General features: G+C 72.0%; 23 protein-coding genes. 6 read left to right on the forward strand and 17 right to left on the reverse strand.

Annotated elements, in window-relative coordinates; translation table 11 throughout:
• Window positions 1–65: 65 nt before the first annotated feature.
• A complete protein-coding gene (gene ffh, locus C1N91_RS09890; RefSeq protein ID WP_137767574.1) occupies window positions 66–1,622 on the reverse strand; it encodes a signal recognition particle protein in 1,557 nt (518 codons plus the stop codon).
• Window positions 1,623–1,717: 95 nt separating this feature from the next.
• Here ffh and lipB point away from each other — a divergent pair, with 95 nt between their 5' ends.
• Window positions 1,718–2,407 (forward strand): lipoyl(octanoyl) transferase LipB, encoded by a 690-nt coding sequence (gene lipB / locus C1N91_RS09895; protein ID WP_394586502.1) that lies wholly within the window; start codon window positions 1,718–1,720, stop codon window positions 2,405–2,407.
• Window positions 2,404–3,387 (forward strand): lipoyl synthase, encoded by a 984-nt coding sequence (gene lipA / locus C1N91_RS09900; protein ID WP_137767576.1) that lies wholly within the window; start codon window positions 2,404–2,406, stop codon window positions 3,385–3,387. Before lipB ends, lipA begins: the two co-directional genes overlap by 4 nt.
• Window positions 3,388–3,488: 101 nt before the next feature.
• On the opposite strand, the gene C1N91_RS09905 is transcribed toward lipA, so the two are convergent.
• Complete coding sequence (locus C1N91_RS09905; RefSeq protein WP_137767577.1) at window positions 3,489–3,647, reverse strand: DUF4175 domain-containing protein; 159 nt, start codon at window positions 3,645–3,647, stop codon at window positions 3,489–3,491.
• A gap of 123 nt (window positions 3,648–3,770) precedes the next feature.
• A complete protein-coding gene (gene ftsY / locus C1N91_RS09910) occupies window positions 3,771–4,640 on the reverse strand; it encodes a signal recognition particle-docking protein FtsY (protein WP_137767578.1) in 870 nt (289 codons plus the stop codon).
• Window positions 4,641–4,853: 213 nt separating this feature from the next.
• On the opposite strand from ftsY, the gene C1N91_RS09915 reads away from it, so the two are divergent.
• Window positions 4,854–5,879 carry a TerC family protein gene (locus C1N91_RS09915; RefSeq protein ID WP_137767579.1) on the forward strand — a complete coding sequence of 342 codons (1,026 nt, stop codon included), beginning with the start codon at window positions 4,854–4,856 and terminating at the stop codon, window positions 5,877–5,879.
• Window positions 5,880–6,114: 235 nt separating this feature from the next.
• Here the strand turns inward: C1N91_RS09915 and C1N91_RS09920 are convergent, their stop codons facing one another.
• From C1N91_RS09920 to C1N91_RS09950, 7 genes are all read right to left on the reverse strand, one after another.
• Window positions 6,115–9,882: a chromosome segregation SMC family protein gene (locus C1N91_RS09920; RefSeq protein WP_137767580.1), complete on the reverse strand. Its 3,768-nt coding sequence runs from the start codon at window positions 9,880–9,882 to the stop codon at window positions 6,115–6,117.
• Window positions 9,883–9,914: 32 nt separating this feature from the next.
• Window positions 9,915–10,886, reverse strand: a complete 972-nt coding sequence (mutM, locus tag C1N91_RS09925; protein ID WP_137767581.1) for a bifunctional DNA-formamidopyrimidine glycosylase/DNA-(apurinic or apyrimidinic site) lyase — start codon at window positions 10,884–10,886, stop codon at window positions 9,915–9,917.
• Window positions 10,887–10,890: 4 nt separating this feature from the next.
• On the reverse strand, window positions 10,891–11,616 hold the full coding sequence (gene rnc / locus C1N91_RS09930) for a ribonuclease III (RefSeq protein ID WP_137767582.1): 726 nt from the start codon (window positions 11,614–11,616) through the stop codon (window positions 10,891–10,893).
• 13 nt (window positions 11,617–11,629) lie between these two features.
• Window positions 11,630–11,833 (reverse strand): 50S ribosomal protein L32, encoded by a 204-nt coding sequence (rpmF, locus tag C1N91_RS09935; RefSeq protein ID WP_058728177.1) that lies wholly within the window; start codon window positions 11,831–11,833, stop codon window positions 11,630–11,632.
• A 43-nt stretch (window positions 11,834–11,876) separates the two neighbouring features.
• Window positions 11,877–12,470, reverse strand: coding sequence for a YceD family protein (locus C1N91_RS09940; protein WP_368074191.1), 594 nt, complete (start codon window positions 12,468–12,470; stop codon window positions 11,877–11,879).
• Window positions 12,471–12,579: 109 nt separating this feature from the next.
• Complete coding sequence (gene coaD, locus C1N91_RS09945; RefSeq protein ID WP_137767583.1) at window positions 12,580–13,074, reverse strand: pantetheine-phosphate adenylyltransferase; 495 nt, start codon at window positions 13,072–13,074, stop codon at window positions 12,580–12,582.
• 26 nt (window positions 13,075–13,100) lie between these two features.
• Window positions 13,101–15,293, reverse strand: a complete 2,193-nt coding sequence (locus C1N91_RS09950; protein ID WP_137768775.1) for an ATP-dependent DNA helicase RecG — start codon at window positions 15,291–15,293, stop codon at window positions 13,101–13,103.
• Window positions 15,294–15,452: 159 nt separating this feature from the next.
• Between C1N91_RS09950 and C1N91_RS09955 the strand changes: the two genes are divergently transcribed.
• A complete protein-coding gene (locus C1N91_RS09955; protein ID WP_137767584.1) occupies window positions 15,453–16,013 on the forward strand; it encodes an RsmD family RNA methyltransferase in 561 nt (186 codons plus the stop codon).
• A 233-nt stretch (window positions 16,014–16,246) separates the two neighbouring features.
• Here the strand turns inward: C1N91_RS09955 and thiL are convergent, their stop codons facing one another.
• Window positions 16,247–17,233 carry a thiamine-phosphate kinase gene (thiL, locus tag C1N91_RS09960; RefSeq protein ID WP_137768776.1) on the reverse strand — a complete coding sequence of 329 codons (987 nt, stop codon included), beginning with the start codon at window positions 17,231–17,233 and terminating at the stop codon, window positions 16,247–16,249.
• Between the two features lie 34 nt (window positions 17,234–17,267).
• Between thiL and C1N91_RS09965 the strand changes: the two genes are divergently transcribed.
• The gene (locus C1N91_RS09965) at window positions 17,268–17,753 is read left to right on the forward strand and encodes a DUF3515 family protein (protein ID WP_137767585.1); all 486 of its coding nucleotides are present in this window, start codon (window positions 17,268–17,270) and stop codon (window positions 17,751–17,753) included.
• Window positions 17,754–17,786: 33 nt separating this feature from the next.
• Here the strand turns inward: C1N91_RS09965 and C1N91_RS09970 are convergent, their stop codons facing one another.
• From C1N91_RS09970 to leuC, 6 genes are all read right to left on the reverse strand, one after another.
• Window positions 17,787–18,884 (reverse strand): D-alanine--D-alanine ligase family protein, encoded by a 1,098-nt coding sequence (locus tag C1N91_RS09970; protein ID WP_137767586.1) that lies wholly within the window; start codon window positions 18,882–18,884, stop codon window positions 17,787–17,789.
• Between the two features lie 32 nt (window positions 18,885–18,916).
• Window positions 18,917–19,930: an NAD(P)H-dependent glycerol-3-phosphate dehydrogenase gene (locus tag C1N91_RS09975; RefSeq protein ID WP_137768777.1), complete on the reverse strand. Its 1,014-nt coding sequence runs from the start codon at window positions 19,928–19,930 to the stop codon at window positions 18,917–18,919.
• Between the two features lie 91 nt (window positions 19,931–20,021).
• Window positions 20,022–20,867 (reverse strand): lysophospholipid acyltransferase family protein, encoded by an 846-nt coding sequence (locus C1N91_RS09980; RefSeq protein ID WP_254678217.1) that lies wholly within the window; start codon window positions 20,865–20,867, stop codon window positions 20,022–20,024.
• Window positions 20,868–20,871: 4 nt separating this feature from the next.
• Window positions 20,872–22,239, reverse strand: a complete 1,368-nt coding sequence (murA, locus tag C1N91_RS09985) for a UDP-N-acetylglucosamine 1-carboxyvinyltransferase (RefSeq protein ID WP_137767587.1) — start codon at window positions 22,237–22,239, stop codon at window positions 20,872–20,874.
• Entirely contained in the window at window positions 22,239–22,835 is a 597-nt protein-coding gene (gene leuD, locus C1N91_RS09990; RefSeq protein ID WP_137767588.1) for a 3-isopropylmalate dehydratase small subunit, read from the reverse strand. Before leuD ends, murA begins: the two co-directional genes overlap by 1 nt.
• Window positions 22,835–24,292 carry a 3-isopropylmalate dehydratase large subunit gene (gene leuC, locus C1N91_RS09995; protein WP_137767589.1) on the reverse strand — a complete coding sequence of 486 codons (1,458 nt, stop codon included), beginning with the start codon at window positions 24,290–24,292 and terminating at the stop codon, window positions 22,835–22,837. The genes leuD and leuC overlap by 1 nt, the downstream gene beginning before the upstream one ends.
• 215 nt (window positions 24,293–24,507) lie before the next feature.
• On the opposite strand from leuC, the gene C1N91_RS10000 reads away from it, so the two are divergent.
• Window positions 24,508–25,575, forward strand: a complete 1,068-nt coding sequence (locus C1N91_RS10000) for an FUSC family protein (RefSeq protein WP_137767590.1) — start codon at window positions 24,508–24,510, stop codon at window positions 25,573–25,575.
• Window positions 25,576–25,600 lie beyond the last annotated feature (25 nt).

The following is a 25,600-nucleotide window of genomic DNA, read 5'->3' on the forward strand; positions in this document are numbered from 1 at the left end:
CCCCGAACGGACAGGAGGCCCGTGGCGGGATCGCCACGGGCCTCCTGTCCGTCGTCCGGTCGCGACTAGCGACCCAGGAACTTCTGCAGACTGGCCAGCTCTTCCTCGGTCGGCGCCTTGCCGCCCTTGCCGCCGCCGAAGCCGAAGCCCGAGCCGGTCGGCGCCTGCTGCTGCGGCTGCGCCGCCGCACCCGATGCGAGCGCAGCGCGCTTGGCGGGGTTGCCGACCTTCTTCTTCTTCGCGCCGCCCTGCTGCTGCTTCTTCTTGCCGCCGTGCATCCCGGGGATGGGCCCCATGCCGGGCATCTGCGGGACGCCACCGCGCGCGACGGTCTTCATCATCTTGGCGGCCTGCTCGAAGCGGTTCACGAGAGCGTTGACCTCGGTCACCGTGGTGCCGGAGCCCTTCGCGATGCGGAGTCGACGGGAGCCGTTGAGGAGCTTCGGGAGCTCGCGCTCCTGCTTCGTCATCGACTGGATGATCGCCTCGGTCCGGACGATCTCGCTCTCGTCGAAGTTGTCGAGCGCCTCGCGCATGCCCTTCGCGCCGGGGAGCATGCCGAGCATGCCCTTGATCGAGCCGGCCTTGCGCAGCTGCTGCATCTGCGCGAGGAAGTCGTTCAGCGTGAAGGAGTCGGATGCGATCTTCTCGGCGACCTTGCGGGCCTCGTCCTCGTCGAACGCGGACTGCGCCTGCTCGATGAGCGACAGGATGTCGCCGAGGTCGAGGATGCGGCTCGCCATCCGGTCCGGGTGGAACGGCTCGAAGTCGTCGAGCCCTTCGCCGGTGGACGCGAACATGATCGGGCGACCGGTGACGCTGGCGACCGACAGGGCCGCACCACCGCGGGCGTCGCCGTCGAGCTTCGACAGCACGACGCCGGTGAAGTCGACGCCCTCCTGGAAGGCTCGCGCGGTCGCGACGGCGTCCTGACCGATCATCGCGTCGATGACGAAGAGGACCTCGTCCGGGTCGACGGCCTTGCGGATGTTCGCCGCCTGCTTCATGAGCTCGGCGTCGACACCGAGACGACCGGCGGTGTCCACGATGACGGTGTCGTACTGCTGGTCGACCGCGGCCTTGATCGCGTTCTTCGCCACCTTGACCGGGTCGCCGACGCCGTTGCCCGGCTCCGGCGCGAAGACGTGCACGCCGGCCTGCTCACCCACGACCTGGAGCTGCTGGACGGCGTTCGGCCGCTGGAGGTCCGCCGCGACGAGCATCGGGGTGTGGCCGTCCTTCTTGAGCCACTTGCCGAGCTTGCCCGCGAGCGTGGTCTTGCCGGCACCCTGGAGGCCGGCGAGCATGATCACCGTCGGCGGCCGCTTCGCGAACTCGAGGCGCCGCTGCTGCCCACCGAGGATGCCGACGAGTTCCTCGTTGACGATCTGGACGACCTGCTGCGCCGGGTTGAGCGCCTTGTTGACCTCGTCCGAGAGCGCGCGTTCCCGCACCGAGGCGGTGAAGGCCTTGACGACCTCGAGCGCGACGTCCGCGTCGAGCAGGGCCCGGCGGATCTCGCGGACGGTGCCGTCGACGTCGGACGGGGACAGACGACCCTTGCTCCGCAGGTTGCGGAAGGTCTCGGTCAGCCGATCGGAGAGTGAGCCGAATTGTGCCATGGTCCGACGATTCTACAGGCCCACCTCCGACCACCTCGGACCGCCGATGGACGGGTTGTTGGACTGCGTCCAGGAACCGGGGTAGCGTGCTCGACGTGCCGCAGCTCGAGATCATCCGCTGGCCCGGCCTCCTCGACTACGAGGAGGGCCTCGCCGTCCAGCGGGCCTACCACGCCGACGTCGTCGCCGGCCGCTCACCCGGCGTCGTCGTGCTGTGCGAGCACCCGGGCGTCTACACGGCCGGGCGCCGGACCGAGTCCACGGACCTGCCGACCGACGGGTCGCCCGTGGTCGACGTCGACCGTGGCGGGCGGATCACGTGGCACGGTCCGGGACAGCTCGTGGCCTACCCGATCGTCCGGCTCGCCGACCCCCTCGACGTCGTCGCGTGGGTGCGTGACCTCGAGCAGGTCGTCCTCGACACGGCGGCCGCGGTGCAGGTGCGCGCGGAACGGGTCGCCGGCCGCAGCGGCGTCTGGGTGCCCCGACCGGGCGGTGGCCCGCACGACAAGGTGGGGGCGATCGGCCTGCACGTCGCCGAGCGCGTCTCGAGCCACGGCATCGCGATCAACTGCGACAACGACCTCGCCCCCTACGGCGCGATCGTGCCCTGCGGCATCGCCGACGCGGGCGTCACCACCCTGAGCCGCGCGGCGGGCCGCCCCGTCACCGTCGACGAGGTCGCCGCCCTCGTCGGGCCACGCATCCAGCAGGCCGTCGACGGCATGCACGCCGGCCGTCGGATCAGCGCCACCAGCACCACGCGACAGGAGGTCGCCGCATGACCCTCGCCCCCGAAGGCCGCCGCATGCTCCGCGTCGAGGCCCGGAACGCCGAGACGCCCATCGAGACCAAGCCCGCGTGGATCAAGACCCGCGCGACGCAGGGGCCGGAGTTCCGCGACCTGTCCGCGCTGGTCCGGGACAAGCAGCTGCACACCGTCTGCCAGGAGGCCGGCTGCCCGAACATCTTCGAGTGCTGGGAGGACCGCGAGGCCACCTTCCTGATCGGCGGCTCGCAGTGCACCCGCCGCTGCGACTTCTGCCAGATCGACACCGGCAAGCCCAGTCCGCTCGACCGCGGCGAACCCCGGCGCGTGGCGGACTCCGTCCTGTCGATGGGCCTGAAGTACGCGACCGTGACCGGGGTGGCGCGCGACGACCTCGACGACGGCGGCGCCTGGCTGTACGCGGAGACGATCCGGCAGATCCACGAGCACTCCCCCGGCACCGGTGTCGAGATCCTCGTGCCGGACTTCAACGGCCGCCCCGACCAGCTCGGGCAGGTGTTCGACGCCCGCCCGGAGGTCTTCGCGCACAACGTCGAGACCGTGCCGCGCATCTTCAAGCGCATCCGCCCCGCCTTCCGCTTCGAGCGCTCCCTCGATGTGATCACCCAGGGCCGTGACGCCGGACTCGTGACGAAGTCGAACCTCATCCTCGGGATGGGCGAGGAACGCCACGAGGTCGTCGACGCGCTCGAGCAGCTGCACGAGGCCGGCACCGACATCATCACGCTGACGCAGTACCTCCGTCCGTCGCCGAGGCACCTGCCCGTCGCGCGCTGGGTGAGCCCTGCGGAGTTCGTCGACCTGCGCGAGATCGCCGAGGACATCGGGTTCTCCGGCGTGCTCGCCGGGCCGCTCGTCCGGTCGTCCTACCGGGCGGGACGGCTGTGGGCGCGAGCGACGGTCGCGCGCGGCGGCACGGTCCCGCCCCACCTCGCCCACCTGCTCGAGGCGACGCCGGGTCGCCAGGCCGTGTAGCGCCGATCCGCCGACCCACACAACGGACGGGAGGCCCGGTACCAGCTGGTACCGGGCCTCCCGTCCGTTCCGTGGTCACGTCGTGAAGTGACCGGCGGTCGCTACGCGCGACCGCGGATGCTCCGCAGCAGCCAGCCGATGACGGCCAGCAGGATGAGGACGATGCCGACCCACAGCAGGAACTTCAGGGCACCGACGAAGATGCCGCTGAAGAGCAGGACGAGGCCGACGATGATCGCGATGATCAGCAGTGCAGGCATGTTGGGGCTCCATTCTCACGGGCAGGACGCCACACACGGTAGACCGACCACACAGCTGTCGCTCGGCCGTTCTCCAGGTTCGTACCCCGGGACCTGCCTCGCGTCAGCGGACCAGGTCCGACGTCAGCCGACGAGGTTCTGCACGAACACGTGCGGCGTGAAGCCGGTGAGGTCGTTGATGCCCTCGCCCTGACCGATGAGCTTGATCGGGATGCCCGTCTTCTCCTGCACGCTGAGCACGAAGCCGGCCTTCGCCGAACCGTCGAGCTTCGTGATCACGAGCCCGGTGACCCCGGCGCCCTCGATGAACGCCTGCGCCTGGGCGAGACCGTTCTGCCCGGTCGTGGCGTCGAGGACGAGCAGCACCTCGGCGATCTCGGTCTGCTTCTCGACGACGCGCTTGATCTTGCCGAGCTCGTCCATCAGCCCGGCCTTCGTGTGCAGGCGGCCGGCGGTGTCGATGACGACGATCTCGGTGCCGTCCCGCATGGCCTTCTCGACCGTCTGGTACGCCACCGACGCGGGGTCCTGGCCGGGCTGCGCGGGTCGCACGACCTCGACCCCGGCGCGCTGCGCCCACGTCGCGACCTGCTCGACCGCCGCCGCACGGAAGGTGTCCGCCGCGCCCACGACGACGGTGCGGTCGTAGGTCTTGAGGAACTTCGCGAACTTGCCGATCGTCGTGGTCTTGCCGACACCGTTCACGCCGACGACGAGCACGACCGCCGGGCGGTTGCTGAGCTTCAGCGTGGTGTCGAGCTTCGACAGCCGTTCCTCGAGCACCTCGCGGAGCATGCGCTGCAGGTCGGCGGGGTCGGTCGTGCCGTAGCGGTCGACCCGGGCGTGCAGGTCCTCGATGATCTCGTCCGCGATGTCGGGGCCGAAATCCGCACCGATCAACGCGGTCTCGAGGTCGTCCCACGTGGTCTCGTCGATGGTCTTCCGCTGGAACAGGCCGCGGAGACGGGAGGACAGTGACCAGGAACTCGCCATGCTCCCAGCTTAGGGCGCACCGAGTGGGAGCCGTGCCCGGTATCCTCGGGTCCTGAAGGGGAGTACTCCCGCGCGGCGCACCCGTCAGTACGGTCTGGGACGATCCAGACCCGGGACGCCGGTCGTGTCCGACCACCAGGTCGACACGGCGGAGGAGACCTTCAGGCATCGGCGTACCCGCTCGGCGGGACGCCCCGAACCTGAAGGAAACAGATGGACGTTCCTCTCTACGTCTGGCTCATCACCATCGCGGGCATCCTCGCGCTGCTGGTGTTCGACTTCTACTCGCACGTGCGCACGCCGCACGTCCCGCACATCAAGGAGTCCGCGTTCTGGTCGGCGTTCTACGTCGGGCTCGCGATCCTGTTCGGTGTCGGCATCCTGGTCTTCGGCGGCGGACAGGCCGGCGGTGAGTACTTCGCCGGGTGGTTGACCGAGAAGGCCCTGTCGGTCGACAACCTCTTCGTCTTCCTCATCATCATGACGACCTTCGCGGTACCGAAGGAGTTCCAGCAGAAGGTGCTCCTCGTCGGCGTCGCGATCGCCCTCGTCGCCCGCGGTGTCTTCATCGCGCTCGGCGTCACGATCATCGAGAACTTCTCGTGGGTCTTCTACCTGTTCGGCGCACTGCTGTTCTGGCTCGCCTGGTCGCAGGCGAAGGGCGGCGGGCACGACGACACCGAGGGCGATTCGAAGCTGATCCGCATCCTGCGCCGGGTCATCCCGACGACCGAGGACTACCACGGCGACAAGCTCACGGCCCGCGTCGACGGCAAGCGCCTGTTCACTCCGATGCTGCTCGTCATGGTCGCGATCGGTCTGACCGACGTGCTGTTCGCCCTCGACTCGATCCCCGCGATCTTCGGTCTGACCCAGGACGCCTTCATCGTGTTCACCGCGAACGCGTTCTCGCTCCTCGGTCTGCGCCAGCTCTACTTCCTCATCGCCGGACTGCTCGAGCGCCTCATCTACCTCGGTCAGGGCCTGGCGGTCATCCTCGCCTTCATCGGCGTGAAGCTCGTCTTCCACGCGATGCACGTCAACGAGGTGCCGTTCATCAACAACGGTGAGCCGATCCTCTGGGCCCCGGAGATCCCGATCTGGTTCTCGCTGAGCTTCATCGCGCTGACGATCGCCGTGGCCACCGCCGCGTCGCTCATCGTGTCGAAGAAGCGCCAGGAGCGGGGCCTGACCCCGACCGGCCAGCCGAAGGAGGCCGTGGAGGCCGACGCGAAGTAGTCGCCACCACGTGACGGACGGGAGGCGCGGTGCCAGCTGGCACTGCGCCTCCCGTCCGTCTGCTCGGTCGGTCCGCGCGGCGCGGGCGCCGAGGCAGCCGTCCCGTTCCGCTCCGATCCGTTCCGTTCCGCGAGAGCGACAGACCGCCGCGAACCGTTCGCGGCAGGCTGTCGCTCCCGCGGAACGATCCGGTGGCGGTCGGGCCGCGGGTGGGGGGGCGCGGGCGCAGGCGGCGCTACGCGACCGCGTCGGCGGGCTCGCGCCGCTGCACGCGCTGGCCGACCACGGCGGAGACGCCGTCCTGGCGCATCGAGACGCCGTACAGTGCGTCGGCGATCTCCATCGTGCGCTTCTGGTGCGTGATCACGATGAGCTGCGACGACTCCCGCAGCCGCTCGAACACGGTCAGCAGTCGCCCGAGGTTGGCGTCGTCGAGCGCCGCCTCGACCTCGTCCATGATGTAGAACGGCGACGGCCGGGCGGTGAAGATCGCGACGAGCAGGGCCACCGCTGCGAGCGAGCGCTCCCCGCCGGACAGCAGCGTCAGCCGGTCGATCTTCTTGCCCGCTGGCTTCACCTGGACGTCGAGCCCGGTCGTGAGCAGGTCGTCCGGGTTCGTCAGGGTGATCGACCCCGTCCCGCCCGGGAACAGGATCGGGAAGATCACGTCGAACGCGGCCTTCGTGTCCTCGAACGCCGCCTCGAAGATCGTCTGCATCTTCGTGTCGAGCTCCTCGATGATGGTGAGGAGGTCGGCGCGGGTCTTCTGCAGGTCGTCGAGCTGCTCGGCGAGGAACGCGTGCCGCTGCTCGAGCGCCTGGAACTCCTCGAGCGCGAGGGGGTTGACCTTGCCGAGCCGGCCGAGGTCCCGCTCCGCCGCCGCGAGCCGCTGCTCCTGCTCGGCGCGGACGTACGGCACCGTCTCGACGTCGGCCGGGTCGACCTCGTCGGTGGCGTCCAGCTCGGGCAGCGCCGGGCCACCGGGCAGGGTCGACTCGGCGTCGACGAGCTCCGGCACGTCGCCGTCAGCGGCGGCGACGTCGGCGTCGGCGTCGGCGACGTCGGCTGCGCTGGCCGGCGCGGCACCGGCGCCGTCCGGTCCCGCGACCGCTGCCTCCCCCGACGCCACAGCCCGGGCCCGCTCGGCCTCGCGGTGCCGCCGGGCGAGCACCCGCGGATCCACCAGGACGTCGACCGGCACCGGGACGTCGGGCCCGTACTCCGCGACGAGCACGGCCTCGTTCAGTCCGAGGTCGCTCTGCGCCCGGTCGAGCACGCCGGACACGTGCAGCTTCTTCTCGTAGATCTCCATCTCGAGCGAGTGCACGCCGTCGGTGATGGTCTGCAGCCGCTCGCGGAGCTCGCGCTCCTCGTTCCGGACGACCTGCAGCTCCGTGTTGCGCTTCGTGCGCTCGGCTTCTTCCGTCGCGAGCCGCACGCGGGCCTCGGCAAGGGACCGGTCGACCGCTCCGAGCACCCCCGGCAGGTCCGCCAGGACGCCCTCCGCCACCGCGATCTGCCCGCGGCGGATCACCGCCAGCCGCGCTGCTTCCTCTGCAGCCGCACGCTCGGCCTCGAGCTGCCGCTGCAGCCCCGCAGCACGGTTCCGCTCCGAGCGGGCGCGCTCCCGCACGGTCTCGACCTGGATGCGCTGCTCGATCTCCGCGGCGCGTGCTGCCTCGACGGCGTCCTGCAGCGCCGGACGGCCGGACGCGTCGACGACGGGTCGCGCTCGCTCCTCGAACGTCCGCAGCTCCTCCTCGGCCTCCGCCAGGGCACCGTCGGCGGCCTCGACCGCACCGTCCGTCTCGGCCAGGGCGGCGCGCAGGCGCTCGACCTCGGCAGCGGCGTTCTCGGCTCCGGCACGGACCGCCGCACTCGAGCGGTCGTACTCGGCGACCGCCGCGGTGTGTTCGCGCAGTGCCCGGTCGGCGTCGTCCGCCACGCGGCGCGCCTCCTCGACGTCCTGACGGGCGGCCTGGAGGCCCGTGGCTGCGTCCGCCGCGTCGGCCGCCACCGCGTCGCGGCGGCCCTGTGCGTCGTCCCGCTCCGCCACGAGCTCGATGCGCGACACCGTGCGCGCGCCGCCACCGGTCACCCGGACGGTGCGGACGAGGTCACCCGACCGCGTCACGACCGTGGCGTGCGGGGCGGCCGCGAGCACGGCCTCCAGGTCGACGTCGTCCGACACCGCGACCAGCGTCGTGCGGAGCACCGCGGTGATCGCGGGCGGCCCCTGCACCACGTCGAGTGCCGGTCGCACACCCGCCGGCAGCGAGCCGGGGAGCCCCGGCCCGTCGAGCTCCGCGTCCGCGACGACGACGTCGACGCGGCCGAGGTCGGCCTCGCGCGCGTGCGCGACCGTGGCGAGGGCCGTGTCGCGGTCGGCGGCGAGCACCGCGTCCGCCAGCCCGTCGAGCGCGGCGGCGACGGACGCCTCGAAGCCGGCCTCGACGGTCAGGGCGTCGGCGAGCCGACCGAGCACGCCGGCGCGCCGGGCGTCGATGACCGCCTGCGAGCCGTCGCGGACGTCGATCGACATGCCGAGTGCCACGACCCGGGCGTCGAGGGCGTCCCGCTCGCGCTCGAGCGCGTGCAGGCGGTCGCGCAGGGCGTCACGCGCGGTCTGCGCTGCCTCGAGCCGCTGGCGCGCGGTGTCGTGCGCGGTGGCGAGCGCGTCCGCGTCCACCCCCTCGGAGGGGTCGTCGCCGATCGCGTGCAGGGCAGCAGCGGCGCGGGCCGCCCGCTCCTCGGCCTCGGCCAGCGCGCGGGTGCGCCGGTCGCGGTCGGCGGCGACGGCGGTGCGACGCGACCGCTGCGCGTCGACGGCGTTCCGGAGGCGCTGGGCCTCGAGGTCGTGCTGCGACACGAGGGCGGCCTGCGCGGCGATCTGCTCGTCGAGGGCGTCCAGGTGGGCCCGGGCCTGCTCGACCGCGGCAGCCGCTGCCCCGGAGCCCGCCGCCATCTCCGCTGCACGGGCCTCGAGCCGTTCGGCCTCGGCCCGGACGCCCTGCACGCGCTCGGGCGTGATGGTCGGTCCCTGCTGCGGCGCGTCGGCCTGCTGGGCGAGGAACATCAGGCGCTGGTTCGCCAGGCTGGACAGCCCGCGGAGTCGCTCCTGCACGCTCTCCAACCGGTGCACCACGGTCCGGGCGCGGTCGACGGCGTCGCCGACCATGCTCTGTTCGACCTGCTGCTGCCGGACACGGGTCTGGTCGAGCCGCTCCTGCAGGACGATGCGCTCGGACTTCCGACCGGCCTCGACCTCCTGGTGCTCGTGGAGCTCGCGGCGCAGGCGGACGACGTCGTCGGCCAGGATCCGGGCCTTCGCGTCGCGCGCCACCGCGGCGACGGACTGCGCCTTGCGGGCGACCTCGGCCTGTCGGCCGAGGGGCTTCAGCTGCCGGCGGATCTCCCCCGCCAGGTCCGACAGCCGCGTCAGGTTCGTCTGCATGGCGTCGAGCTTCCGGAGGGTCTTCTCCTTGCGACGCCGGTGCTTGAGGATGCCCGCCGCCTCCTCGATGAACCCGCGGCGGTCCTCCGGGGTGGCGTGCAGCACCTTGTCGAGCTGGCCCTGCCCGACGATGACGTGCATCTCACGGCCGAGCCCGGTGTCGCTCAGCAGCTCCTGCACGTCGAGCAGGCGGCAGTTCTCGCCGTTGATGGCGTACTCGCTGCCGCCGTTGCGGAACAGCGTGCGGGAGATCGTCACCTCGGAGTACTCGATCGGCAGCAGGCCGTCGGTGTTGTCGATCGTCAGGAGCACCTGCGCGCGACCGAGCGGCCCGCGCGTCGAGGTGCCGGCGAAGATGACGTCCTCCATCTTGCCGCCGCGGAGGGTCTTCGCTCCCTGCTCCCCCATCACCCACGCGAGGGCGTCCACCACGTTCGACTTACCGGAGCCGTTCGGCCCGACGATGCAGGTGACCCCGGGCTCGAACGCGAACGTCGTCGGCTGCGCGAAGGACTTGAACCCCTTGATGGTGAGGCTCTTCAAGTACATGCGGGTCTCCGGGTGCTCGGTTGCGCGTCAGGCTAACGCGTGCGGCGGCGCGGAGCGGGTTGGCACACGGGGCACCGGTGGCTGGACCGGTTCATGAACGCCTCGCGCACGATCGTCGTGCCGCACCGCGGGCAGGGCTTCCCCTGCTGCCCGTACACCGCGAGACGCTGCGAGAAGTACCCGGACTGCCCGTTCACGTTGACGTACTGCGCGTCGAAGCTCGTCCCACCGTCCTCGAGTGCTCGGGCGAGGACACTACGGACCTCGGCGAGGAGCCGGTGCAGGTCGGCCCGGGGCAGGCGGTCGGCCGGACGATCGAAGTGCAGCTTCGCGGCCCAGAGCGACTCGTCGGCGTAGATGTTGCCGATGCCGCTCACGACGCCCTGGTCGAGCAGGACGCGCTTGATGCCGCTCGAGCGCTTGCGGGCCATCGCGACGAACCGGTCGTCGTCGAAGGCGGGGTCGAGCGGGTCCCGTGCGATGTGCGACACCTGCGTCGGGATGCTCCGTCGCCACGGCGCGTCCGGCTCGCGGGCGTCGACCGCCCCGGCGGACCCGGCGGGCGCACCGTCCACCGTCGGCACCATGGCGTCGATCGCCATCGAGCCGAAGGTCCGCTGGTCGACGAACTCGAGCTCGACCGGCGCCTCGGGGCGTCCGTCGCGATCAGGACCAGCTGGCTGCACGTCGATGAGGATGCGCCGGTGCCTGGCGGCCGGGCGGTCACGACCGAGCAGCACCTGACCGGACATCCCGAGGTGCGTGACGAGGGCCTCGGGGCGGTCGCCGTCGTGCTCCGGGACCAGGGGGAACCACATGAACTTGCCCCGCCGCACGGCAGCGGCGATCGTCCTGCCGGTCAGCCGTTCGGCGAAGTCCTCCGCCGGACCGTCGTGCCGGGTGAGTGCGCGGTCGTCGACGACGTCGACGTGCAGCACGCGGGCGCCGCTGACGGCGGGTTCGAGGCCGGCACGGACGACCTCGACCTCGGGGAGTTCGGGCACGCGGTCAGGCCGCCCGGCCGGAGAGCCGCGTCCACGCCTCGAGCGCGGCGGCCATCTCGGCGGTCTTCTTGCTCGTACCGGAGCCCGTCGACACGTCCTCGCCCTGGAGCACGACGGTCGCGTGGAAGGTCTTGTCGTGGTCCGGGCCCTCCTCGGTCACCCGGTAGGCCGGGTTGCCGAGGGACAGGCTCGCCGCGAGCTCCTGCAGGCTCGTCTTCGGGTCCATGGCGGCGCCGAAGCGGTCCGGGTCGACGAGCAGCGGCTCGACCAGGCGCAGCACCAGGTCCGTCGCGGCGTCGGGGCCGGCGGACAGGTACGTCGCACCGATCACGGCCTCGACCGTGTCGGCCAGGATGGATGCCTTGCCGCGGCCGCCGGTCTGCTCCTCGCCCTTTCCGAGGCGCAGGTAGGAGCCGAGCCCGATCATGCGGGCGATCTCGGCCAGGGCGACCGTCGAGACGAGGCTGGCACGCCGCTTGGCGAGTTCGCCCTCGTCGAGGTCGGGGAAGGACCGGAAGAGCTTCACGGTCACGGCCTGGCCGAGGATGGAGTCCCCGAGGAACTCGAGGCGCTCGTTGTGCTTGATGCCCCCGTGCTCGTACGCGTAGGAGCGGTGCGTGAGGGCGAGCTGCAGGAGCTCGGCGTCGATCTCGACGCCGAGGATGCCCTGCAGACGAACGACGTCCGGCCCCACGGGGCGGGACCCCGTGGTGCCGGACGTCGCGGTCATCGGTCGAGTCCGATCAGACGTCGGCGACCTTGCGGCCCTTGTACTCCATGTACAGGGCGGTGCCGGCCGAGTCCTCGACGACCTTCGCGCGGTGCGGGAGGCTGTAGGTGACCTTGCCGTTCTCGATCGTCTTCACGAGCTGGACCGGCGCGGCCTTCCACTGCGAACGACGGGCGTGCGTGTTGGCACGGGACTGCTTGCGCTTGGGAACGGCCATGGTGGTTCTCTTTCGGTTGGTCGGTGGTCGGTGTCGAGGTGCGTCAGGCCGTACGGCCGTCGCCCTCGGGGCTCTGGTCGGGGGTGCTGTCGTCGGCGCCGCCGCGCTCCGCGTCGGTACCGGTGCCCTGGAAGCCGCTCAGCGCGGCCCAGCGCGGGTCCAGGACCTCGCGCGGGGTGACCTCGCCGAGGTCGGCCAGCCGCTCACCCGTGACGGGGTCGAGACCGGGGCAGTCCGGTCGGCAGACCGGCTGGAACGGCAGCGACAGCACCACCGCATCTCGAACGACCGGTTCACAATCCACGTGGTCATCGTGAACGAAGAAGTCGAAATCCTCCGAGACATCGTACGCGAAGAGCTCGGCGAAATCGACCTCGACCGGTTCGCTGATGTCGATGAGGCATCGCGAGCACTCACCCGTGGCCTCGGCGGAGGCGTGCCCGGACACCAGGACGCCTTCGTGGAGACCCTCGAGCTTCACGTCGAGCTGCATCGTGGTGCCCTCGCGCACGGCGATGACGCCGGCACCCATCGCGTCCGGCACCTCGATGTCGAGCGAGTGCTCGCGCATCTCGCCCGGCCGGTGCGCGAGGTCGCGCACGCGCAGGGCGTAGGGGCTGTTCACGGGGGAAGACACGATCGACAAGCCTAGCGCGATCTCCCGCACACGTCGAGGACGTCTGGAGCGCGGCGTGTCAGCGACTGCGGTGCGTCAGCGGCCGAGGGGCGACAGCGGTCGCCGCCAGTCAGCGGCCGAGGTGCTGCGCCAGCGCCTCCGCCACGACGCCCGGCACGTACGGCGTGACGTCGCCGCCGAGCGTCGCGACCTGGCGGATGAGCGAGCTCGACACGTGGGCCCGCGACGCCTCGGGGAGCAGGAAGACCGTCTCGACGTCGGCGAGGTGCCGGTTCATGATCGCCATCGGCGTCTCGTACGCGACGTCCTCGCCCGAGCGGACACCCTTCACGAGCACGCCGGCGCCCACCTGGCGGCAGTAGTCGACGAGGAGCCCGGAGGTCCACTCCCCGACCCGCACCGTGTCCGGGACCCCGGTCTCGACGAGCGACCGCTCGATGAGCCGCACCCGGTCGGCGGCGGCGAACATCGCGGGCTGCTTGTCCGGGTTGTGCACGACGAGCACGTGCACCTCGTCGAACAGCCGCGCGGCACGACCGATGACGTCGAGGTGCCCGAGGGTCACGGGGTCGAAGGATCCGGGGACGACGGCGATCTGGGCCATGTCCGCCACGCTACCGGCCGTCGGGGTCAGTTCTTCCCGAGGAAGGCGGCGTCGGACTCGTCGAGCCGCCGTGCCAGGGCCTCGCGGAGGGCCGGGTGGTCCCGCAGCTCGGGGTCGGGCTCGAGCACGCGCTCGGCCTCGCCCCGGGCGTCGACGATCAGGTCCGCGTGCTCGACGACCCGGAGCAGGTTCAGCGACGACCGTCCGCCGGACTGCCGTTCGCCGAGCACGTCGCCCTCGCGCCGGAGCTCCAGGTCGACGCGGGCGAGCTCGAAGCCGTCGTCGGACGCCGCCACCGCGTCGACGCGCTCGCGTGCGGTGGTCTCGGCCTCGGCCGTGGTGACGAGCAGGCACACGCCGGCGTACTGGCCGCGACCGATGCGTCCGCGCAGCTGGTGGAGCTGGGAGACCCCGAAGCGGTCGGCGTCGAGCACCGCCATCATCGACGCGTTCGGCACGTCGACGCCGACCTCGATCACGGTCGTCGCCACGAGCACGTCGACGTCGCCGGCCGCGAAGGACGTCATCACGCGGTCCTTCTCGTCGGCGGTCATCCGCCCGTGCAGCACCTCGATCCGTCGCCCCTGCAGGACCGGCATGGCCCGCATCCGCTCGGCCGTCGCGAGGACCGTGGCCGGTGCACGCTTCGGGGTGTCGTCCTCGCTGGGCTCGGGGCCGCCGTCGTCCTCGGCGTGTGCGTCGTCGATCGCCGGGCACACCACGAACGCCTGGCGCCCGTCGGCGAGCTCCTCGGCCATCCGGGTCCAGATCCGCCCCTCCCACCCGGGGTGCTCGGCCAGCCCGACGGCGAAGGTCTCCACCCCGGCACGGCCGGACGGCAGCCCGGTGATGGTGGAGACGTCGAGGTCGCCGAACACCGTCATCGCGACCGTGCGCGGGATCGGGGTCGCGGTGAGGACGAGCACGTGCGGCGGGGTCGCGCCCTTGGTCCGGAGGGCCTCGCGCTGCTCGACACCGAACCGGTGCTGCTCGTCGACGACGACCAGGCCGAGCTCCGCGAAGTCGACCCGGTCGCCGAGGAGCGCGTGCGTGCCGACGACGAGCCGCGAGCTGCCGGACGCCGCTGCGAGCAGGGCCCGGCGGCGTTCGTCGGTCGACTGCGACCCCGTCAGGATGACCGGTCGGAGCTCCGCCGCCAGGTCGGGGCCGAGGAATTTCACGATCGAGCGGAGGTGCTGGGCGGCGAGCACCTCGGTCGGGGCGATGAGGGCCGACTGCCCGCCGGACTCGGCGACCGTGAGCATGGCCCGGATCGCCACGAGGGTCTTGCCGGAGCCGACCTCGCCCTGCACCAGCCGGTGCATCGGCCAGTCCCCTGCCAGGTCGTGCGCGATCTCGGCGCCGACGGCCTGCTGGTCGTCGGTCAGCGTGAACGGCAGCGAGGCGTCGAAGCGCTCGAGGATCCCGCCGGCGGTGGCGGTCCGCGGGGTCGCCGCGGTCGCGCGGGCGGCGATCCGTCGCTGCACCAGCGCGGTCTGCAGCACGAACGCCTCGCGGTAGCGCAGCGCGTCCTGCGCCCGCTTGAAGTCGGCGACCTTCTCCGGGCGGTGCAGGAGTTCGAGCGCACGGCGGAACGGCACCAGGCCGAGTCGCGTCCGTGCGGGTGCCGGGATCGGATCGGGCAGGTCGGGCAGGGTGTCGAGGACGACCCCGATCGCCTTCGCGATCTGCCACGAGGTCAGCGACGCCGTCGCCGGGTAGATCGGGATCGGCTGCCGCGACCAGCGGATGGCCTCTTCGTCCTCGGGGTCGGCGGTCGCGCGGGGGTCGTCGCGGTCGAACAGCTCGTAGTCCGGGTGGGCGAGCTGCCTGGCGCCGCGGTAGTCGCTGACCTTGCCGGCGAAGATCCCGCGGGCACCGGGCACGAGGTCCTTCGTGCGCCAACCCTGGTTGAAGAACGTCAGCGTGAGCAGACCCTTACCGTCGCCGATCTTCGCCTCGAGGATCGAGCCGCGACGCGCGCGCATGGTCCGCTCGCGCACGTCGATGACCTCGGCCACGATCGTCACCGACTCGCCGATCGCGAGCGAGTCGAGCGCGGTCAGCGCCCCGCGCTCCGCGTACCGCCGGGGTGCGTGCTCGAGGAACTCGCCCACGGTGCGGTGTCCGAACGCCTTCTCGATCGCCGTCGCCGTGCGGCCGCCGAGGACCCCGCTCAGCTTCGCGTCGAGGGGCGCGGGGCCGAGGTCGGGCCGCACCGGCGGTGCCGCGGTGTCGGGGGTGTCGGAGGTGACCACGCGACCACGGTACCGGGCGGGTCCGACGTGCTGCGCGCCTCCCGGCAGACCTGTGGAGACCGCCCGCCCGGTGCAGACCGCCCGGCCTGTGGAGCGGGTGCAGGCCGCTACGGTGGCAGCATGACCCGCATCATCGCCGGCGCTGCCGGTTCCACGACGCTCCGGGTGCCGAAGTCCGGCACCCGGCCGACGAGCGACCGCGTGCGCGAGGCCCTGTTCTCGTCGCTCGGCGCACGCGGGCTCGTGGAGGGCACCTCGGTCGCGGACCTCTACGCGGGGACGGGCGCACTCGGACTCGAGGCGGCGTCGCGCGGCGCCGCGGAGGTCGTGCTCGTCGACCGGGCGTCCGCCGCCGCGCAGGCGTGCCGCGCGAACGCGAAGGCCGTGCAGCAGCGGGTGCCCGGCGTGCGCGTCGACGTGCAGCCGCAACCGGCGCTCGGGTACCTGCGCAGCACGGTCCGGACCTTCGACCTGGTGTTCATCGACCCGCCGTACGACGTGGCCGAGCAGGAGATCGCCGACGTGCTCGAGGCGCTCGTGCCACGGCTCACGCCGGGCGCGGTGGTCGTCGTCGAGCGGAGCAAGCGGTCGCCGGAGCCGACGTGGCCGGCCGGGCTCGAGCCGTTCAGCAAGCGCAGCTACGGCGAGACCGTGGCGTGGGAGGCCGTCACCCCGGCCTGACGCGGGCGTGCACCGGATGCGTTTGCATCGTGCGACACCGCGCGCGTCGATCGACGCGTACAACGTCGGAACGTGCGCGTGCACCGGATGCGTGTGCATCATGCGACCGCGCGCGTCGATCGACGCGTGCAACGTCGCGGACGGCGGACCGCGCACGGCGGACGGCAGGCGACGGCGACGAGCGGACAGCAGGACAGCGGCGACGGCCGGGAGGCTCGGCGCGGCCCCGGCGGTCAGCCCGCGGCGCCGTCCCAGTCGGCGTACGGGTCCCACCCGGACGTCGGGACCGGGTCACCTCCGCGGACCAGGTCCGCGTCGCCGCGGGCGACGACCGTACCGAGCCGCCGGAAGCCGCCGGGCAGCACCACGTCCGGCGGGAAGGTCGCGAGCAGGCCGTGGTCCTCGCCGCCGTGCAGCGCGAGGTCGTCGAGCCGGGGCTCCGGGTCGAGGTCGAGCGTCACCCCGCTGGCTCGGGCCAGTCGTCCGGCGTCGATCGCCAGGCCGTCGGACAGGTCGAGCATCGCGGTCGCCCCCGCCGTCGCCGCGTGCACGCCGTCGGCGACCGGCGGGACCGGGCGTCGCTGCCGGTCGACGTCCGGGTCCGCGTCCGCACCGCTCGCGACCACCGACGAGCGCGCGGGCTCACCGTCGGCGTCGACGCCGTCGCGGAACAGCCGGGCGAGGCCCCGGGCCGCGCGGCCGAGCTCCCCCGAGACCGCGAGGACGTCCCCGACCCGGGCCCCCGAGCGGAGCACCGGCGACCGTCCGCCGAGGTCACCGAACGCCGTCACCGAGACCGTGAAGGTGGCCGAGGTCGACAGGTCCCCACCGACCACGCCGCACCCCGGCGCGAGCGCGTCCACCGCGGCCCGCACCCCGTCGGCGAAGGACTCGAGCACCGCGACCGGGGTGTCCTGCGGCGCGGCGAGGGCGATCACGAGCCCGCTCGGCACCGCGCCCATCGCCGCGACGTCGGACAGGTTCGTCGCGGCGGCCTTCCACCCGACGTCCTCCGGGGACGACCACGCCCACCGGAAGTCCGGCCCGTGCACCATCATGTCCGTCGTGACGACGAACCGGCGGTCCGGCGCCGCGACCACCGCGCAGTCGTCACCGGGGCCGAGCACCGGAGCGCCCGCTGGCAGCCGGCGGACGATGCGGTCGAGGACGGCGAGCTCCCCCACCTGCCCCACGGTCGGTCCGGTCCAGGCGTCGTCCATCTCGTCCACGTCCGCAACGGTAGCCTGGACCCCGATGGACACCGTGCGCCGCCCCCTCCGCTGGACCGCGATCGCGGGCGTCGCCGTGGCACTCGCCGCCGGGCTGACCGGCTGCACGAACGCCGTGTCGATGGCCCCTGCTCCGTCGGCGGACGCCGCCGCGTGCGCCGCCGTGCAGGTCCGGCTCCCCGCGACCGTCGGGAACGACCTGGCGTTGCGGAACACGGACGCGCAGTCGACCGCGGCGTGGGGCGACCCGGCCGCGGCGCTGTACCACTGCGGGGTCGCGGTGCCGAGCGTGTCCGACCTGCCGTGCTTCAGCCAGGGCGGTGTCGACTGGATCCGCGACGACCGCGGCGAGGAGGTCGTCTACACGACGTTCGGCCGCTCCCCCGCGGTGCAGGTCGTCATCGACTCGACGAAGACCACCAACCAGGTCGTGCAGGACCTGTCCGACGTCGTGTCGATCCTGCCGAAGGACGGGCACCGCTGCCTCGACCCCTCCGACGTGCAGGGCTGATCGCCAGGTGGGTGACGCGCGCCGGACCGGGTGTCAGCGAACGGCGACGCGTCCCAGCTCGATGAGCTCGGTGACGAGTTCGCCGTAGGACACTCCGGACGCCGCCCAGCAGCGCGGGTACATCGACAGCGGGGTGAAGCCCGGCATGGTGTTGACCTCGTTCACCACGAAGCCGTCGTCGGTCAGGAAGCAGTCGACGCGCGCCAGGCCGGCACCGCCGATCGCCTCGAACGCCCGCGCGCCGATCGAACGGATCGCGGCGGTCTCGTCGTCGGTCAGGGGTGCGGGGCAGAGGAGCGCCTCGTCACCGCCGAGGTACTTCGAGGCGAAGTCGTAGAAGCCGTCCTCGGCGACGACGATCTCGCCGGGCAGGCTCGTGCGCGGGACGCCGTCGCGGCCCTCGAGGACCGCCACCTCGACCTCGCGGCCGACCACGCGCGGCTCGACGATCACCTTCGCGTCGTGCTCGAACGCCAGGTCCATCGCGGCGGCGAGCTGCGTCGGGTCGTCGACCCGCGACACCCCCATGCTCGACCCGGCGCGGGCGGGCTTCACGAAGAGCGGCCAGCCGTGCACCGCGACGGACGCGGCGACGGCGTCGGGGTCGGTCGTCCACTCGCGGCGGAGGACCGTCGTCCACGGCGCCACGCGCAGCCCGGCGTGCTCGAGCACGGCCTTCGCGGTGTGCTTGTCCATCGCCAGCGCGCTCGCCAGGACACCGTCACCGACGTACGGCAGGCCGGCGACCTCGAGGAGCCCCTGCACCGTGCCGTCCTCGCCGAACGGGCCGTGCAGGATCGGGAACACCACGTCGACCGCGATCGTCGTCACCGAGCCGTCAGGGTGCGAGACGACGAGCTCGTTCGTCGCGGGCGACGTCGGGAACGCCACGCGCGTGCCGTTGTCGGGCACGACCGGGAGTGCCCCGTCGCGGAGCACCCACTGCGCGGGGTCGTCGGCCTGGAGCGTGAACGCCCCCTCCTTCGTGATGCCGATCGGCACCACCGCGTAGGCAGACCGGTCGACGACGTCCATGATGCCGCCGGCCGTCACGCAGCTGATCTCGTGCTCGCTGGACCGGCCGCCGAACAGCACGGCGACGGTCGTGGGGGCGGGAGCGATCGTGGGCATGGGAGTCCCCTCGGAGGTCGGGAGCGGACCGGTCACTCGCCCTGGGGCTCGTCGGTCTCGGTGAGGTGCGGCGCGATGTTGCGCGGGTCGAGCCTACCGGCGAGGACCTCGGCCACTTGCCCGACGATGGGCATGTCGACCCCGTTCGCCGCGGCCAGCTCGAGGATCGGGGCGACCGACGCCAGGCCCTCCGCCGTCTGGTTCATCTGGCGGACCACCTCGTCGAAGCGGTAGCCCTGTCCGAGCAACCGGCCGGCCGTGTTGTTCCGCGACAGCGGCGACTGGCACGTCGCGATGAGGTCGCCGAGGCCCGCGAGGCCGGACAGGGTCGACGGCTGCGCACCGAGCGACACCGCGAAGTCGGTCATCTCGGCGAGCCCGCGGGTGATGATCGACGCCTTGGTGTTCTCGCCGTAGCCGACACCGTCGACGATGCCGATCGCCACCGCGATGAGGTTCTTCAGCACGCCGCCGAACTCGGTGCCGATGACGTCGGTGTTCGTGAACGACCGGAAGTACGGGTTCGTGGCGACCGCGGCCACGGCGGTGGCGGTCTCGAGCGACGTCGACGACACGACCGCGGCGGTCGGCTGCCGGCGGGCGATCTCGAGCGCCAGGTTCGGTCCGCTCGCGACGGCGATGCGGTCGCGGTCGATGCCGAGCCCCTCGTGCAGGACCTCGCTCATCCGCAGGCCGGTGGCCTTCTCGACGCCTTTCATCAGGCTGACGACGGGGACGCCCTCGGGCAGCAGTGGCGCGATCGCGGACAGGTTCGAGCGGAGGGACTGCGACGGGACCGAGACGTACACCTGCTCGGCGCCGTCGAGCACCGCGGACAGCGAGGTCGACGCGGTCAGCGTGCGCGGCAGGTTGATGCCGGGCAGGTAGTCGGAGTTCCGCTTCGTCTCGGTGATCTCGCGAGCGACCTCGGGCCGTCGTGCCCAGACGACGGTGTCGGCACCGCCCTCGGCGAGCACCTTGGCGAAGGTGGTCCCCCAGCTGCCCGCACCGATGACGGCGACGCGCGGCTTGTCGGTGGACTGCATCACCACGCGGATGGCCGCGGTGTCGACGGCACCGGGAGCGGCGACGACGGGGTCCGGGTGGTCGTCGTGCGGGCGCAGGCCCGGGCGGTCGTCACTCAAACTTCCCGGTCTCCTTCTGGTTGTTGGCGGCGGGGTCCCACCGGATCGCCGGGGCCTGCTCGCCGCGGAGCTCCTCGAGGAGCTCGGTGATGCGCTGCATGAGCAGGTCGGTCGCCGCGAGCAGGGTCTTCTGGTCGAGCGGCTTCCCGCGGAACGCGGACAGGTCGATCGGGTCGCCGACGATCACGTCGACGCGCGACGGCGGGAACAGCCGGAGCTTCCTGGAGTACCGCGCCATGATCCGCTGCGTACCCCAGTGGGCCATCGGGATGAGCGGCACGTCGTTCTCGAGCGCGATCCGCACCGCACCGGTCTTGCCGCGCATCGGCCAGAGGTCGGGGTCGCGCGTGAGCGTGCCCTCGGGGTAGACGATGATCGCCCCGCCCTGCTCGATGACGGACTTCCCGCCGCCGAGCGGGTCGTTCAGGCGCGTCCGACCGGAGCGCTCGACCGGGATCTGGCCCATGCCGGCCATGAGCTTGCCGACGACCGGGACCCGGAAGATCGACGCCTTCGCGAGGAACCGCGGCGCGCGGCGGGACAGCCAGACGGCCGTGCCGACGACGAGCGGGTCGATGTTCGTGAAGTGGTTCGGGGCGAGCACGAACGCGCCACCCTCTGGCAGGCGCTTCGGCCCGTGCCAGTGGTAGCGGGCGGTGAACCGGAAGACCGGGATCACCACGGACGCGGTGATGCGGAAGGCCGCGTTCAGCTCGCCGCGGCGCCACCGGCGCCCCGGGTTCGGGAGGCCCGTGGTGACGTCCGAGGCGGACGCACGCCGTGCCTCCAGGCCGTCACCGGTGCCGTGGTCGCCCGGTCCGCCCGTCGTGCCGACCACGCGTCTAGCCCGCGAAGTCGAAGTCGGCGCCGAGCTTGCGCAGCTTCGGGATGAAGTGCTCGTAGCCGCGGCTGATGATGCCGACGTTCGTGATGTGCGACTCGCCCTCGGCGGTCAGGGCCGCGATGAGGTGGCTGAAGCCACCGCGCAGGTCCGGGACGCGGACGTTCGCGGCGTGCAGCGTCGTCGGGCCGGTGATGACGGCGGCCTGCTCGAACGGGCGGCGGGCGACGCGGCGGTCGTGCCCGGGCAGCCCCTCCTTGTGCACGACGATGTCGGCACCCATCTCGTTCAGCGCGTCCGTGAAGCCGAAGCGGTTCTCGTAGACGGTCTCGTGCACGATGCTCGTGCCCTCGGCCTGGGTCAGGGCGACGACGAGCGGCTGCTGCCAGTCCGTCATGAAGCCGGGGTGGACGTCGGTCTCGACGACGACCGGGCGCAGGGTCTCACGCTCGCGGTAGAAGCGGATGCCGTCCTCCTGCACGTCGAACCCGCCGCCGACCTTGCGGAAGACGTTGAGGAACGTCATGAGGTCCTGCTGGTCCGCGCCCTCGACGAAGATGTCGCCGTTCGTCGCGAGCGCTGCGGAGGCCCAGCTCGCGGCCTCGTTGCGGTCGTTGATCGCGCGGTGCGTGTAGCCGCGGAGCGACTCGACGCCCTCGATGAAGATCGTGCGGCTCGGCTCGACCGTGACGATCGCGCCCATCTTCTGCAGGATCGCGATGAGGTCCATGATCTCGGGCTCGATCGCGGCGTTGCGCAGCTCGGTGACGCCCTCGGCCAGGACCGACGAGAGCAGGACCTGCTCGGTCGCCCCGACGCTCGGGTAGGGCAGCTCGATCTTCGCACCCTTGAGGCCGTTCAGCGCCGTCAGGTGGATGCCGTTCAGCTGCTTGTCGACCACAGCCCCCATGGCGCGCAGGGCGTCGAGGTGGAAGTCGATCGGACGGTCGCCGATGCGGCAGCCGCCGAGGTCGGGGATGAACGCCTCGCCGAGCTTGTGCAGCAGCGGACCGCAGAACAGGATCGGGATGCGGCTCGACCCGGCGTGGGCGTCGATCTCGGCGAAGTGCGCCGACTCGACGTTCGACGGGTCGAGGATGAGCTCGCCTCGTGCAGGGTCCGTGATCCGCACGCCGTGCACCTCGAGCAGGCCGCGGACGACCTTCACGTCGGAGATGTCCGGGACGTCCTTGAGGATCGACGGGGTGTCGCCGAGCAGCGAGGCGACCATCGCCTTGGTCGCGAGGTTCTTCGCGCCACGGACCTCGATGCGTCCCACGAGCGGCTTGCCGCCCCGGATGACGATCTCGTCCGACTTGAGGCCGACGCGGGCCCCTGCTGCTGCTGCGTCCTGTACGAGGGAGTTCACTACTTCACCGGCAATGTCTTCGGCCGCCATCGGGAGCGGCGGGATTCGAACTCCGTGATCGAGGACTCGTCACGGAGGGTGAGCCCGATGTCGTCGAGCCCTTCCATCAACCGCCAACGAGTGTAGGCGTCGATCTCGAAGGGGACGTCCACCGCGCCGAGCGACACGCGCTGCGTGACCAGGTCGACGGTCGCCTGCACCCCCGGATCCCGCTCGATCTCGGCCCAGAGGGCCTCGACTTCCGGTTCGGTCACGATCGCGGTGACCAGGCCCTGCTTGCCCGCGTTGCCCTTGAAGATGTCCGCGAAGCGACTCGAGACGACCACGCGGAACCCGAAGTCGCGGAGTGCCCAGACGGCGTGCTCACGACTCGACCCGGTGCCGAAGTCCGGGCCGGCGACGAGCACCTGCGCGCCCTGGTACTCGGACTTGTTGAGCACGAAGTCGGGGTCCTGGCGCCACCCGGCGAACAGGGCGTCCTCGAAGCCCGTCTTCGTGACGCGCTTGAGGTAGACCGCGGGGATGATCTGGTCGGTGTCGACGTTGGACCGCTTGAGCGGCGCAGCGATCCCGGTGACGGTGGTGATCTTGTCCATCAGAACTTCCCCTCGCTTGCGGTGGCGGACGTCGCCGCCGCGATCTCGTCGTCGGTCGCCAGGTCCCACGGGCTCGACAGCGTCCCGCGCACGGCCGTGGCCGCGGCGACGAGCGGGGACACCAGGTGGGTGCGGCCGCCCTTGCCCTGACGGCCCTCGAAGTTCCGGTTCGAGGTGCTGGCGCAGCGCTCCCCCGGCGCGAGCTGGTCGGGGTTCATGCCGAGGCACATCGAGCAGCCGGCGAACCGCCACTCGGCGCCGAAGTCCGTGAACACCTTGTCCAGCCCCTCGGCCTCGGCCTCGAGCCGCACCCGAGCGGAGCCGGGCACGACCATGACCCGGACGCCCTCGGCCTTCTGGCGCCCCCTGATGATCGACGCGAAGGCCCGGAGGTCCTCGATGCGCGAGTTCGTGCACGACCCCATGAACACCGCGTCGACGGCGATGTCCTTCATGGGCGTGCCGGCGGTCAGGTCCATGTACTCCAACGCGCGCTGCGCCGCCGCCTGGTCGTTCGGGTCGGTGTAGTCCGAGGGAGAGGGGACCGTCTCGGAGAGCGACACGCCCTGGCCGGGGTTGGTGCCCCAGGTGACGAAGGGCTCGAGCTCGTCGGCGTCGATGAAGACCTCGGCGTCGAACACCGCGTCGTCGTCGGTCGCCAGCGTGTCCCAGTAGGCGACCGCGTCGTCCCAGTCCTGGCCGGTCGGGGCGTGGTCGCGACCCTGGACGTAGTCGTACGTCGTCTGGTCGGGGGCGACCATGCCGGCGCGGGCACCGGCCTCGATCGACATGTTGCAGATCGTCATGCGGCCCTCCATCGAGAGGGAGCGGATCGCCGACCCGCGGTACTCGAGCACGTAGCCCTGCCCGCCGCCGGTACCGATCTTCGCGATCACGGCGAGGATGATGTCCTTCGCGGTGACACCGGGGCGCAGCGTGCCCTCGACCGTGATCGCCATGGTCTTGAAGGGCTTCAGCGGCAGGGTCTGCGTCGCGAGGACGTGCTCGACCTCGGACGTGCCGATGCCGAACGCCATCGCGCCGAACGCGCCGTGGGTGCTCGTGTGGGAGTCGCCGCAGACGACCGTGATGCCGGGCATGGTCAGGCCGAGCTGGGGGCCGACCACGTGGACGATGCCCTGCTCCCTGTCGCCCAGCGAGTGCAGGCGGACGCCGAACTCCGTGCAGTTCCGGCGCAGGGTCTCGATCTGGGTGCGGCTCGTCGGGTCGGCGATCGGCCGGTCGATCGCGAGCGTCGGGGTGTTGTGGTCCTCGGTCGCAATGGTGAGGTCCAGGCGACGCACGGGACGGCCGGCCTGGCGGAGACCGTCGAACGCCTGCGGGCTCGTGACCTCGTGCACGAGGTGGAGGTCGATGTAGAGGAGGTCCGGGTTCCCGTCCTCGCCCTTGACCACGACGTGGTCGTCCCACACCTTCTCGGCGAGCGTCTTTCCCATCGGCCCGACCCTTCCTCATCGACGTTGCGGTACCGCTCTCGCGGTTCGGTCCGGCGAGTCTAGCAGGTTGGTATACCAACGCGCGTGCGCCGCGACCGGACGTCGGACGGGAGGCTCGTGACGGGCCCGCCACGCGCCTCCCGTCCGACAGCCGCCCACCCTCGGGACGCGACACGTCCCGGCGACACCCGTCGCGGTGGGAGGATGGGAGCGACATGACGACGCCTGCGCACTCGACCCGGACCACCAACCTCGAGGGCGCAGCCCGCGCCGCGATCGCCGGCGGCGCACCGCTCGCGCTGCTCATCGCCCTGGGGATGCCGGGCTACGCGGCCTTCGCGATGTTCGCCGGCTTCACCGCGATCTTCGGCGCGACCGAGCCGTACCGACAGCGCATGGTGACGACCGGTGTCGCGGGCCTCCTGCAGGCGTCGTGCATGGCCGCCGGTGTCGCGGTGTCGCTGTCCGGGGCGCCGCTGTGGTTGCAGGGCGTCGGGCTCGTGGTCGTCCTGGTGGTCGCGGTCTGCACGCTGAGCACGCTGCAGACGATCCCGGCGCAGCCGATCTTCCCCGTGTTCGCGTTCTGCGTCTCGGCGCTCGTGCCCGTCCGGCCGACCGACCTGCCCCTCGTCGCGACGATCATCGTCGGATCGGTCGTGTGGGCCTGGCTCGTCGCGATGTCCGGCGCGGTGATCCGCCTCGTCCTGCACCCGCGCGCGCCCCACGTGTTCCGCCCGATCGCACCGCGGAAGCACCGCTCGTTCGCGATCCTGCGCAGCGCGGCGCTCTGGGAGACGGTCGGGCTCAACGTGGTCGGCGCCATGGTCGCCGGGGCCGTTGCCGAGACCGTCCCGTGGCTCGGTCACCCGTACTGGGCGGTCATCGCGCTGGTCTCGACGCTGCCGGCGATCCGGCAGCGACACACCGTGGCCCGTGCGGTGCAGCGGTTCGTCGGCACGATCGGCGGCACGGTGATCGCCGTCGGCATCCTGCTGCTCGAGCCCTCGGTGTGGTGGATCGTGGTGATCGCCGTGGTCGGCCAGTTCTTCGCGGAGATCTTCGTCGCGCGGCACTACGCCGTGACGCTGCTGTTCCTCACGCCGCTCGCGCTGGCGGTGTCGTGGCTGAGCGTGCCCGAGGCGCCGGAGCTCCTGGCGGTGGACCGCATCGCGCAGACGCTGCTCGGCGCGCTCGTCAGCGTGGCGCTGCTCGTCGTGGGTCGGGCGATCGAGCGGCGGCGCGGCCGTGCGCTCGGCGCGACGAGCGCGATCCGCACCGTCTGACGGCCGGGAGGCGCGTGGCGGACCC

The organism is Curtobacterium sp. SGAir0471, assembly GCF_005490985.1.
Classification (GTDB): Bacteria; Actinomycetota; Actinomycetes; order Actinomycetales; family Microbacteriaceae; genus Curtobacterium.

Excerpts from the sequence above, each read along its gene's own strand:
- C1N91_RS10000 (WP_137767590.1), top strand. The coding sequence starts at position 24,508 with ATGACGACGCCTGCGCACTCGACCCGGACCACCAACCTCGAGGGCGCA.
- lipA (WP_137767576.1), top strand. The coding sequence starts at position 2,404 with ATGACCCTCGCCCCCGAAGGCCGCCGCATGCTCCGCGTCGAGGCCCGG.
- rnc (WP_137767582.1), bottom strand. The coding sequence starts at position 11,616 with ATGACCGCGACGTCCGGCACCACGGGGTCCCGCCCCGTGGGGCCGGAC.
- coaD (WP_137767583.1), bottom strand. The coding sequence starts at position 13,074 with ATGGCCCAGATCGCCGTCGTCCCCGGATCCTTCGACCCCGTGACCCTC.
- thiL (WP_137768776.1), bottom strand. The coding sequence starts at position 17,233 with ATGGACGACGCCTGGACCGGACCGACCGTGGGGCAGGTGGGGGAGCTC.
- leuC (WP_137767589.1), bottom strand. The coding sequence starts at position 24,292 with ATGGGAAAGACGCTCGCCGAGAAGGTGTGGGACGACCACGTCGTGGTC.
- C1N91_RS09975 (WP_137768777.1), bottom strand. The coding sequence starts at position 19,930 with ATGCAGTCCACCGACAAGCCGCGCGTCGCCGTCATCGGTGCGGGCAGC.
- C1N91_RS09955 (WP_137767584.1), top strand. The coding sequence starts at position 15,453 with ATGACCCGCATCATCGCCGGCGCTGCCGGTTCCACGACGCTCCGGGTG.
- rpmF (WP_058728177.1), bottom strand. The coding sequence starts at position 11,833 with ATGGCCGTTCCCAAGCGCAAGCAGTCCCGTGCCAACACGCACGCCCGT.
- C1N91_RS09915 (WP_137767579.1), top strand. The coding sequence starts at position 4,854 with ATGGACGTTCCTCTCTACGTCTGGCTCATCACCATCGCGGGCATCCTC.
- C1N91_RS09920 (WP_137767580.1), bottom strand. The coding sequence starts at position 9,882 with ATGTACTTGAAGAGCCTCACCATCAAGGGGTTCAAGTCCTTCGCGCAG.
- C1N91_RS09970 (WP_137767586.1), bottom strand. The coding sequence starts at position 18,884 with ATGCCCACGATCGCTCCCGCCCCCACGACCGTCGCCGTGCTGTTCGGC.
- ftsY (WP_137767578.1), bottom strand. The coding sequence starts at position 4,640 with ATGGCGAGTTCCTGGTCACTGTCCTCCCGTCTCCGCGGCCTGTTCCAG.
- C1N91_RS09965 (WP_137767585.1), top strand. The coding sequence starts at position 17,268 with ATGGACACCGTGCGCCGCCCCCTCCGCTGGACCGCGATCGCGGGCGTC.
- ffh (WP_137767574.1), bottom strand. The coding sequence starts at position 1,622 with ATGGCACAATTCGGCTCACTCTCCGATCGGCTGACCGAGACCTTCCGC.
- C1N91_RS09905 (WP_137767577.1), bottom strand. The coding sequence starts at position 3,647 with ATGCCTGCACTGCTGATCATCGCGATCATCGTCGGCCTCGTCCTGCTC.
- leuD (WP_137767588.1), bottom strand. The coding sequence starts at position 22,835 with ATGGACAAGATCACCACCGTCACCGGGATCGCTGCGCCGCTCAAGCGG.